Genomic DNA, 10702 nt, shown 5'->3' on the forward strand with positions numbered 1-10702 from the left:
CCCATTTTGAATACTAGTTTGAAAGAAGTTTTGTTTTATTTGTTAGTACCGAGTTGTTTTAGTAATAATCCTGCACGATATCCTCAAGTTAACTATTTTTTCCGGCTCAATCGCCTCTTTTCAGGCACACTTATATTAATTTTTTAGGATACATATTATGTCTAATACAACTACTGGTTCAGTAAAATGGTTTAACGAAGCAAAAGGTTTTGGTTTTATCGAGCAAGAATCTGGCGCAGACGTGTTCGCACATTTCAGCGCGATCTCTGGCGACGGTTTCAAAACTTTAGCTGAAGGCCAACGTGTACAGTTTACTGTTACTCAAGGTCAAAAAGGCCCACAAGCCGAGAACATTGTTAGCATCTAATTGCTTAACAATTGAATGGGTTAGCAATAGCCCATTAATATATTTACCTTCATAATTATTTAGTCGAATATCTTCAAAACCTCCTCAGTAAATATTTTCCAAGCGCAATCTCATTTGTATCCGCAACTCATTAATTAGTGCATTTTTAAACACATTTACTACTATCTCTCTTGAGCGAAAGCTTTGTATTGCCTACAATAGCGCATACTTCATTCAATATAGAATATGACCATGAACGACACTACCGCAAAACCTGCTTTACCAGATCGCCTTTCTATTAACCCACGCAGCCCACATCATGTGGAAGAAGTTTTTGAACACGATATTGGTATCACGTTCAACGGCAAAGAGCGTTTTGATGTTGAAGAATACTGCATCAGCGAAGGTTGGATAAAGTTTGCATCTCCAAAAGGGCTTGATCGTCGCGGACAACCACTTTTACTTACAAGAAAAGGCACTGTTGAAGCCTTTTATAAGTAAGCTAATAATACCTACTAAAAAAGCGACACCTTATTAGGTAGTCGCTTTTTTTGTGCATTTTTATAACTCATTTAATAGGTTTAGCTTTATTCATGCTCAACCTGATGAAGTTTCATTATAATTATTTAAAAAGTATGTTTGAATAACGCCATATAGTTTAGATATACAGAAACCCACAATGAATAAAGTAACTATTTTAGATGGCGGCATGGGACGTGAACTTAAGCGCATTGGCGCACCGTTCTCACAGCCACTTTGGAGCGCACAAGCACTAATAGAAGCCCCGCATTTTGTAACCCAAGCACACCAAGGTTTTATAGATGCCGGTGCTGAAATAATTACAGCTAACAGCTACGCCTGTGTGCCCTTTCATTTAGGTGAAGAGTTATATCAAGCTCAAGGCGCAGCCCTTGCACAGCAAGCTGCCGTTATTGCAAAAGAAGTAGCTCAAAATGCTAAAAAAAATGTATTAGTAGCAGGTTCATTACCACCAGCATTTGGCTCTTACCGCCCTGAACTATTTGAAAGCGAACGCGCATTTACTATTTTAGATACACTATACAAAGCGCAAGACGAGCACGTAAATTTATGGATTGGCGAAACCATATCGAGTATTGAAGAAGCGCACGTTATGGCAAGCGTCCTTAAAGGCTCAAACAAGCCATGTTATTACGCATTTACTTTAACTGATGTGATAAGCGAGCAAGCGACACTTCGCTCTGGTGAGCTGGTAAGTGACGCAGTAACGGCTTTGCTTCAACAAAATGTTGCTGGTATTTTCTTTAACTGCTCAATACCTGAAGTTATAGATCAAGCCTTTAGCGATACCAACGCAGTATTAGCCAAGCAAAATAAAAGTGTTGTTTTAGGGGCGTTTGCTAATGGCTTTACACCTATAGCACGCGATTACAAAGCCAACGAAGGCTCACAAGCGTATCGCGATATTTCACCTTCAGAATATCTAGACTTTGCTAAAAAATGGCACAGCCAGGGCGCAAGCATTATTGGTGGCTGCTGTGGTATAGGCCCTGAGTTTATTGAAGTGCTGGTAAACTGGAAAAAGAAACTTGAAAGCGCCTAAGCTTTTAGTGCTTTTTAGGGCTTATTGGCTACACCAATCGTGTTAAGTTATTAGGCATTTATAGCGACAGATAAATAGCGTGATAACAAGGCATAAATATCGACATGTAGCTGTTCTACATGAGAAATTTATAACGCTGTTAGCGCTCTATTTAGCACGTTAGAATGATTAAATATTTAAGTCGATTGGTGTCATTCCCAACACCCAATCAAGCCCTTGTATTGCTGTAGTAGGAAATGCGGTTGCATGGCTCGCCCCTTCAATAACAACGCTTTTTAATTCAATATTGTCACTGCTAAGTGCATTAATTTTTTGCGTTAATAGCTTTGCCCCTGCCACCATATTTTGCCCTTCACCAAAGCTTGGCGTTTCCTTTGCCCCAACCGATATATAAACCTTTGTAGGCACTTTAGGCTTATGTGCTTGTAGCGCTAATACTGCATTGCTGTTAAACCAAACCGATGGGCTGCCAATAATATAATTGTTAAATAAATCGGGCATCGTAAATAAAATAGTGGCACCAAATAACCCGCCTAAAGAATTACCTATATAGGTTTTTTGTGTGCTACTTGCTCGGTAGTTACTTTGTATAAATGGCAGCACAGTATTTTTTAAAAACAGCGCATGATTTTGAGCGTTACCGGTTTGCTTTTTCCAGCTTTGAGCCTTATTTGGGGTGTAGTCTCTAATTCGACTATTAGACCCTCTAGATCCTTTTTCGTAGCTAATGGCCACAATAATAGCCTCCTGCATATTGCCGCTATTCATAGGAAACCGTGTAGCACCCGCCACAATAGGAAACATATACGGTGCATCGGTTAAATAAATAACCGGATATATTTTTTCAGGCTGCTTTTTATATGACTTAGGGAGCTGAATAAAAACAGGGTATACCCGTTTAGTAGCAGGCTCAGTTAACTCAATAACACTACTTCTAGGGATTTGGTACGGAGTATTTGCGCTTAATTTTAAACACACTAAAGCGCAAAGTAGCAGCAGGGATTTTAAAGCAGTATTCATTTATATTAATTAACCTAAGCCAAGCGTAATAATCGATATTGAATGACTACTTTAACTCACTTTTAGCTTTAGGCTATTAAAAAACAAAGTTAAATATTGAAAGGCAGTGCTACATGTTAGCTGTTTGTAGCACTGAAAACGCTAAGCTATCTGATCAGATTCAGCGCTTGAACACGGGCAATTATCCTCATTTTGTTTAAGGCATTGTTGATAATTAAACCAATGAGCTACAGCAATAAACGCTGAGCCTATTAAGGTTAGCGCTTTTTCGGCTATTTCATGCCCTAGCAATACCGCACATATCATAAAAGACAGCCCAATAACGCCGCAGGCCATGTAACGCTTACGCTTATGCTTTTTACAGCCTAGGCTCAATGCTAATAAACTGGTGGGTAATACCGCTGCAAGAATCCATAAATGAAATTGTTCACTATCTATTTGCAGTACAGCAAAGCTTGGCAATAGCGCTAAAATAACCGGGGTTACAAAACAATGCACTGTACACATTAACGATAACCCAATCGCCATACGATCCATAACACTTTGACTCGACTTCATTATTTCCTCTACTAAATTAGTGCCTCTACTCAAAAGCGTTACTTTTAAGGAGACATTTTAGTAACAACAGTTAATTACTATTGATACATTATAACATTTCCCACATAATTGATATAATATAACATCCACCAAGGTAGTCAAATGAAACGTAGATCACAATTAGCTGTTCTCATAGCAGCTTTATTACCTGCAAGTGTGCTTGCATCCACAATAGAGGGCGTTGTTTTAAACAACAAAGGTAAAGTAGTTACCAATGCAACAGTAAAAGTTGAAGGCTCAGACCTTAAAGTAACCACCGATGAAAACGGTAAATTTGTAATAGCAGAGCTAAACAATGGCTTAAAAGAGCTACATGTTGTAGCCCCTGGTTATGCTCACCTTCATCGCGATATAACAATAACGAATGATGATAACCAATCGGTTACTTTTAATTTAAAGCGCTCGCCTATTGAAGTTATTGATATTGAAGCAACCCCTATTCATATGTCGGCAATGGAATCTGCGTCGCCTGTTAGTGTTTTATCTGGCGAACAACTAAGACGACAACAAGCTGCAACCCTTGGCGACAGCCTTGAAAAACTTCCAGGCGTTAATACTAACTTTCACGGGAAGGTAGCCAGCACACCTATTATTCGTGGTTTAAGCGGCCCTCGTGTACTTATTACTCAAAATGGCCTTGATGTAAGTGATGTGTCGCGCGTTGGCCCCGATCACTCTGTTGCATCAGAGGCGTCTACCGCACAACAAATTGAAGTATTACGCGGCCCAGCAACATTGTTTTATGGCAGCGGCGCGATTGGCGGTGTGGTTAATGTGGTAGATAACCGCGTACCAACTGATAGCACAACACGCGGCGAGTGGAACGTAGAACATAACTCGGTTGATAACCAAAAAGTGGCCTCTTTTAATGCCACCACAGGTACCGATTCATTTGCTTTTTATGCCGATGCGTTTTGGCGTGAAGCCGACGACTACGAGGTACCTGTAGCTGCTGATATAGATAGCGACGGCGAAGAGCATCGTGGCGATTACAAAGTTGAAAACAGTAATGAAGAGTCTGATGGTTTTACTGTTGGCGCTAGCTATTTAATGGATAACGGCTTTATTGGCTTAGCAGTAGAGCAATTTAATCGTCAATACGGTATTCCAGGCCATACGCACGGCGAGGAAGAAGAGGAAGAACACAGCGACGAAGAAGAAAGCGTATTTGCTGATTTAGAGCAAACTAAAGTGCAATTATTAGGTGAGTACAACCTAGATAATAAATGGCTAAACAAAGTAAACCTGCGTGTTGGCCACACTGACTACGAACACGCTGAAATTGAGGGTGGGGCAGTAGGCACTACTTTTAAAAACGAAACAAACGAATTACGTATAGACCTACTACATAACCAATTTAGCGAGTGGAATGGCGGCATTAGTTTTCATTACAAACAAAGCGATGTTGAAGCGCAAGGTGAAGAGGCCTTTACTCCTCCATCAGAAACCGAAAGCTTTGCTGTAGCGCTGATGGAAGAAAGGCACTTTGGTGATTTTTTAGTACAGTTAGGTGGGCGCATAGAGCGTGTAACAATTGAAGCAGGTGACGTATTACTGCCAAATATTGACGCTCACGCACACGATGAAGTAGAAGAAGCCGACGAGCATGATCACGACCACGAAGAAAGCGCAGAAACCACTCGTGTATTTGACGTAGAGCATGAATTTACACCAATCAGTTTATCGGCAGGCGTAGTGTGGGATTTTACACCTAACTATAATTTAGGGCTGTCGGTATCGCGATCTGAACGTGCGCCTTCTGCTTCTGAGTTGTTATCGTTTGGGCCGCACATTGGCACTGGCACTTACGAAGTAGGCGCACTATTTAATTTAGGTGAAGACGGTCATTTAGGTTTATCTGATCAAGCAATTGACCTAGAAACAGCCAATAATATCGATTTAACTTTTCGTAAAACCCAAGGTGATATTGGCTTTATTTTAAATGCCTTCTACAACCAAGTAGATAACTACTATTACCAAATAGACACTGGTTTATTCGCTGAAAGTGGCCACGACCATAGCGATGAAGAAGAAGGCGCTGACGAACACGACCATTCATCAGAACTGCCGGTTTATTTATTTAAAACAGGCGACGTAATTTTACACGGGTTTGAAGCGCAAATTGCGTGGCAATTAACCGATGAATTTAAAGTAGATTTATTCTCTGATTACGTGCGTGCACGCCTTAAAGACGGCGGCGATTTACCCCGTACACCACCGCTTCGTTTTGGTAGCGAGTTAAGCTATCAAACAGATAAATTAAGTGCGCATATTCACGTTACTCGCTATCAAAAGCAAGACCGCACAGCCCCACAAGAAACAGCCACAGGCGGTTACACATTGGTTGATGCAAGCATCTCTTACGACCTTTCAGTATTAAACCAAGATATGTCTGTGTACCTGCGAGGCACCAACTTAACAGATACAGAAGCACGCGTGCACAGCTCGTTTGTAAAAGATATAGCACCACGTCCAGGGCGTAGCTTTGCGCTAGGCATTCGCGGTTATTTTTAAGCATTAAAAAATTATAATTAAAGGAAATAAACATGAAAAAACTATACAAATTAAAGCTTATTGCACTGGCTATTAGCACTACATTTATTACAGCCTGTGGCGATGCAGAGACTAATATTGTAGAAAAAGATCCTATTGTTGTAGAGGACGAGCACGATCATGACGATGATCACGACCATGATGATGGCTACACAATTGATTCATTAGGCAGATTAGCTGTGCTTGCAGGCAACAGCAACGAAGCCAGCTTTTATGACCTAGATGACAACGCTTTACTTGAAACATTTACCCTGACGAATGATTCAAACACGCTGTCGTCATCACCTGATTTTCGTTATGCCGTTATTGCTAGCCGCGCTCAAGATTACTTAGGCTTTATTGATGGTGGTTTATGGCGTGAAGACCATGGCGAGCACCTGCACGATTACGAGCAAAGCCCAGCGGCTAGCAGCTATGAGTTAACAAGTGGCAGTCGCCCTACACACTTAATAACTCACGACGGGCAATTAGCTGTTTTTTATGATGGTGATGCAGACTCAGGTACGGTTGCCTCTGTTGAAGTATTAACAGATAACGACATAACCAGCGCAACAGCAACACTACCGAGTATTAGCTACGATATTAATATGCACGGCGTAGCAGAGCCACGCGGTGAGCATTTATTATCAACACTTCGCCGTGATGACAGCGAAAGCACATCGGTTGCTAAAGTACTGCCAGACCAAGTAGGTGTTTATCATTTTCATGATGGTGAATACGAGCTTGAACAAACCTTAGAGCTGACGTGTCCTGATTTACACGGTGCGGCACAAAACCACGACTACGTAGTATTTGGCTGTAGCGATGGTGTGTTATTAGCCCACCAGCACGATGATGAATACGAAGCTGAAAAAATAGCGAACATTGCAGCCGTTGGCGATTTACGTATTGGTAGTATTTATGGCCACGAAGATAGCGAGACCTTTATTGGCGTAGCATCTGGCCATGGTGGCGGCGAAGCAGTAATTGTAACTATTAACCCTGCAACAGCACAAATGGAAGAACTAGAATGGCAACTAGCTGATGGCGCAAGTGCCGTGTCGTACTCTTTTTCTGCCCATGGCGAGGACTTTTTAATATTAGACAGCTTAGGCTTTTTAAATGTATTTAGCGCACACGACCATGATGGCGAAATGCATTGGGAGCTTGAAGGCCAAGTTGATATTACCGAGCAAGATGTATCGACCATGCCTGAGGGCATGAACTTTAGCATGACAGTTGCGCAAAATGGTCAGTTTGCTTACGTTGCCGACCCGATTGCTCAGCACGTTGTGCAAGTACACCTTGAAGACTTAGAAATTGAAAGTGAGCTAGAGTTAACTTTTCCACCTGCAAGCATTACCTGGTTAGGGATTGCACAAGAAATAGAAGATGAAGATCACGACCATTAATTTAAAACTAACGCTTTAAGTTAAAGCCACAAAACAAAAAACCCGTAATTAGGTCTACTAATTACGAGTTTTTTACAGCTATTTATTTAGCTCTATTGTTACTTACGGCGCCAGCCACTCCATACATCATCTATATCATCGGCTTTATTTTTTTTCTTTTTCTTGCCTGTGCCTTCTGGTTTTGCCATTGGCTTTTCATTTTTAAGCGCCTGTGCAGCATCAAGATTAGCTTGGTTTACAGCAAAACCGGTTACTTCTTCACGCTCTAGGCGTAGTTTGTTTTTCTTCTCGATTATTTTAAAGTGATGCAAATCTTCGTAATCAACCAATGAAAGCGCTAAGCCTACTTCACCAGCACGGCCGCTTCGACCAATACGGTGCATATAATCAGAAGGACTTCGTGGTAGATTAAAGTTTATTACCACTGGCAGCTTTTCAATATCTAAACCACGTGCAGCAATATCGGTTGCGATAAGCACCTCTATTTCGCCGGCTTTAAATTTTTCAATTACACGAGTACGCTCACTTTGGCCTTTATCGCCATGGAACACTTGTGCATTCACACCGCGTTTTTCAAGTTTACTGGCTAAATGCTCACAGTCTTTTTTAGCGTTTACAAAAATAAGTGCTTGGCGCCATTTATGCGCTTTAATTAAATGCGCTAAAACCGTAGTTTTTTCGCCTTTATTAACTGTAAATACGCGCTGTACTAAGGTGCTTTCGTCTTTGTTTTGTACTTGTATTTCAACTGGGTTATTTAGTAGTTCTTGCGTTAATTGTGTGACTTGCTCTGGGAAGGTCGCTGAAAACAACATGGTTTGTTTTTTAGCAGGCATTAACGCTAAAAGGTCAGCCAGCTCTTCGGTAAAGCCAAGGCTTAGCATACGGTCGGCTTCATCAAGCACAAGCGTAGTTACTTTATCGAGCTTAATCGCATTGCTTGAGATTAAATCAAGCAAGCGACCAGGTGTTGCCACAATAATATCGGCGCCGCCGCGCAGTGCCTGCATTTGTGTATTAACCGACACACCACCAAACACGGCCACCGTTTTAATTGCGCCATTAAAGTTAGCAGAATACGATTTAACGCTATCGGCCACCTGCGTAGCAAGCTCACGGGTAGGTACTAAAATAAGCCCCGTTACAAAATTACCTTTACTCGCTGGTTTTCTACTACCTTGCTCAACGAACATCTTTTGTAGCATAGGCAGCGCAAACGTCGCAGTTTTACCTGAGCCGGTATTTGCCCCCGCAATTAAATCGCTACCTGCAAGTACACTTGGAATGGCCTTAGCTTGAATAGGTGTAGGCTGGGTATATTCCAAATCGGTTAAACGAGCTTGTAGCTCTGGAATAAGGCCAAGATCGTTAAAAGTACTAGGGCTTGTTGCTGAGGTCATGAATATTACGGGCTCATTGCTAAAAAAGTAGCCTGTAATTTTAGCGTATTTAGCGCTTATTAAGTAGGGATTAGTGATCTAAATAAAATGAACCTTGTTTTATTCAACGATAATCCTCTGGATATTGCCTTGTATTAATACTATTTCTCATATAGTTCAATCATTACGAAAATCGCATGAACACGCTGTATTCTTGATTTCAACATTTCAAGTGTGTTATTTTTTGATATCTGATGGATTAATTTTAGATACAAGGAAATATCATGTCTCATTTGATTTATGCTTTAATACAAAAAGCAGAGCAAGCCTACCATTTAACACTAGTGATTTAGAGCAACTAAAGCGATTTAGAGAAGATAACCCTCATATTATAGGTAATTTTATACCTCAAGGAACTCCCTTTATTTTAAGATCTCCACAGTCTGGGGATATGAGTGACTTTAGGCGTTCTCGTCCTGACATAGCTTGCGCACTTGACAGTACTGTGTCTTGGCCTCAGCATACAAAAAGAAATGTCAGTACTATAGTAAACAGCTTCGGTGATGAAGATGCCTTGGCTATTGCCGCACTATATGACGCAGAAATCTCCCCATACGTGGACAAAGTGAGAAAACTGACAGAACTAAAATTTTTAGGTAGAAATTTTGACGCTATTGCCGCTACTGGTGCGGCATTTACTTCCCTAGAGTCAAGCCAAGTAAGATTGAGCTCATTTGGAAAAGCAATTCTAAAATACCAAACTAGCTTGATTGAAATAAGAAAAGCATCGCAAAACAAGCAACCTAAGTTAGAACTAATCAAGCTAGGTAACAGAGCTAAGCAAGCTCACCTAGAGCTTAATACTGTATTTAAAAGGGAAATGGTCAAATTCAAAGGCAAGGTGAAAGCATCTGCGAAAGGTAATATATGGTCTAGTGCACAGCGAGGCATTGATACAGCAAGAAGCGCAAGAACTTCTACTCCCCTCAAATTAACTTCTTTAGCTTACATACAGCACTTACGTAGACTAGAACAAAATTCTAATTTTGCAGGAAAGTTTATCATTGCTGTTGATGCTGGTCTTAGGGCTGATAGCGTTTATAAAGATTACAAAGCAGGTAAAGATTGGCAGCGACGTGCCATTGTTGAAACAACAGGGCTTGGTTTAGGGACAGCCGCAGGCATTGGCGCCGGAAGTGCAACAGTTACAGCTGGTGTAGGTATAGCAATTGCCATGGGGCCAGTTGGTTGGGTTATCTTAATTGGAGCCGGCCTCGGGGCTGGATTAATGGTCGGTAAAGCGGGTGATGAAGTTGGTAAGTTTATTTCTGGCGAATTATATGATTTAAGCTCAAGCATTGACTGGTTTTAAATTATGTATGTAATGCCTGAAAAAATATTTTTATTTATCTCTTTACCAATAATAATGAGCTATCTTATTTCAACCTTATGCTTCACTCGCATTACAATGAAACACATTGAGAGAAAATTGCGCGAAGAAGGGGTACATGAGCCGCTTTGGGACAAAGGAATAGGCATAAGAGTAAGCATGTATGGCAAAGTTATTAGACGGCAAAAGCCAGTAAAAGCTACGATAGTTAATGATGAAGCGATTTTGCGACACGCGCGGCCTATAGACTTAATTTTAGCTCGTATAATGCACATATCATTTTTAGGTTTGATGTTAGTTATTGCCTATGGCTACTTTGCTTATGACTTAAGTGAGCGCACATATTAAAAAGGCGCATTAAGCTGTCTCTTGATCACAAGTCTGACTCAAGAGATTTTGCTAAATCGTAGCCTTCCAGGATGGCTTGTAACTTAAGCCATCCTT

General features: G+C 41.0%; 10 protein-coding genes. 7 read left to right on the forward strand and 3 right to left on the reverse strand.

Going from position 1 to position 10702, the window contains the following annotated elements; genetic code table 11:
* Nucleotides 1-157: 157 nt before the first annotated feature.
* The 3 genes from L652_RS0108345 to L652_RS0108355 all read left to right on the forward strand — a co-directional run bounded on the left by L652_RS0108345 (nucleotide 158) and on the right by L652_RS0108355 (nucleotide 1928).
* Nucleotides 158-367, forward strand: coding sequence for a cold-shock protein (locus L652_RS0108345; RefSeq protein WP_007580429.1), 210 nt, complete (start codon nucleotides 158-160; stop codon nucleotides 365-367).
* A 231-nt stretch (nucleotides 368-598) separates the two neighbouring features.
* Entirely contained in the window at nucleotides 599-847 is a 249-nt protein-coding gene (locus L652_RS0108350; protein WP_002963088.1) for a DUF3297 family protein, read from the forward strand.
* Between the two features lie 178 nt (nucleotides 848-1025).
* Nucleotides 1026-1928, forward strand: coding sequence for a homocysteine S-methyltransferase family protein (locus L652_RS0108355; protein WP_024597296.1), 903 nt, complete (start codon nucleotides 1026-1028; stop codon nucleotides 1926-1928).
* Between the two features lie 168 nt (nucleotides 1929-2096).
* On the opposite strand, the gene L652_RS0108360 is transcribed toward L652_RS0108355, so the two are convergent.
* Complete coding sequence (locus tag L652_RS0108360; protein WP_024597295.1) at nucleotides 2097-2948, reverse strand: alpha/beta hydrolase-fold protein; 852 nt, start codon at nucleotides 2946-2948, stop codon at nucleotides 2097-2099.
* A gap of 141 nt (nucleotides 2949-3089) precedes the next feature.
* Nucleotides 3090-3506 carry a MerC domain-containing protein gene (locus tag L652_RS0108365; RefSeq protein WP_024597294.1) on the reverse strand — a complete coding sequence of 139 codons (417 nt, stop codon included), beginning with the start codon at nucleotides 3504-3506 and terminating at the stop codon, nucleotides 3090-3092.
* A 141-nt stretch (nucleotides 3507-3647) separates the two neighbouring features.
* On the opposite strand from L652_RS0108365, the gene L652_RS0108370 reads away from it, so the two are divergent.
* A complete protein-coding gene (locus L652_RS0108370) occupies nucleotides 3648-6059 on the forward strand; it encodes a TonB-dependent receptor (RefSeq protein ID WP_024597293.1) in 2412 nt (803 codons plus the stop codon).
* A gap of 32 nt (nucleotides 6060-6091) precedes the next feature.
* Complete coding sequence (locus L652_RS0108375) at nucleotides 6092-7489, forward strand: hypothetical protein (RefSeq protein WP_024597292.1); 1398 nt, start codon at nucleotides 6092-6094, stop codon at nucleotides 7487-7489.
* Nucleotides 7490-7587: 98 nt separating this feature from the next.
* Here the strand turns inward: L652_RS0108375 and L652_RS0108380 are convergent, their stop codons facing one another.
* Entirely contained in the window at nucleotides 7588-8889 is a 1302-nt protein-coding gene (locus L652_RS0108380) for a DEAD/DEAH box helicase (protein ID WP_024597291.1), read from the reverse strand.
* Between the two features lie 193 nt (nucleotides 8890-9082).
* Here L652_RS0108380 and L652_RS0108385 point away from each other — a divergent pair, with 193 nt between their 5' ends.
* A complete protein-coding gene (locus tag L652_RS0108385) occupies nucleotides 9083-10240 on the forward strand; it encodes a hypothetical protein (RefSeq protein WP_024597290.1) in 1158 nt (385 codons plus the stop codon).
* Between the two features lie 12 nt (nucleotides 10241-10252).
* The gene (locus L652_RS0108390; RefSeq protein WP_139015392.1) at nucleotides 10253-10606 is read left to right on the forward strand and encodes a hypothetical protein; all 354 of its coding nucleotides are present in this window, start codon (nucleotides 10253-10255) and stop codon (nucleotides 10604-10606) included.
* Nucleotides 10607-10702: the final 96 nt, after the last annotated feature.

The sequence above is a fragment of the Pseudoalteromonas sp. TB25 genome, assembly GCF_000497995.1.
GTDB classification, from domain to species: Bacteria; Pseudomonadota; Gammaproteobacteria; order Enterobacterales; family Alteromonadaceae; genus Pseudoalteromonas; species Pseudoalteromonas distincta.

Excerpts from the sequence above, each read along its gene's own strand:
- L652_RS0108350 (WP_002963088.1), top strand. The coding sequence starts at position 599 with ATGAACGACACTACCGCAAAACCTGCTTTACCAGATCGCCTTTCTATT.
- L652_RS0108365 (WP_024597294.1), bottom strand. The coding sequence starts at position 3,506 with ATGAAGTCGAGTCAAAGTGTTATGGATCGTATGGCGATTGGGTTATCG.
- L652_RS0108390 (WP_139015392.1), top strand. The coding sequence starts at position 10,253 with ATGCCTGAAAAAATATTTTTATTTATCTCTTTACCAATAATAATGAGC.
- L652_RS0108375 (WP_024597292.1), top strand. The coding sequence starts at position 6,092 with ATGAAAAAACTATACAAATTAAAGCTTATTGCACTGGCTATTAGCACT.
- L652_RS0108355 (WP_024597296.1), top strand. The coding sequence starts at position 1,026 with ATGAATAAAGTAACTATTTTAGATGGCGGCATGGGACGTGAACTTAAG.
- L652_RS0108370 (WP_024597293.1), top strand. The coding sequence starts at position 3,648 with ATGAAACGTAGATCACAATTAGCTGTTCTCATAGCAGCTTTATTACCT.
- L652_RS0108360 (WP_024597295.1), bottom strand. The coding sequence starts at position 2,948 with ATGAATACTGCTTTAAAATCCCTGCTGCTACTTTGCGCTTTAGTGTGT.
- L652_RS0108380 (WP_024597291.1), bottom strand. The coding sequence starts at position 8,889 with ATGACCTCAGCAACAAGCCCTAGTACTTTTAACGATCTTGGCCTTATT.
- L652_RS0108345 (WP_007580429.1), top strand. The coding sequence starts at position 158 with ATGTCTAATACAACTACTGGTTCAGTAAAATGGTTTAACGAAGCAAAA.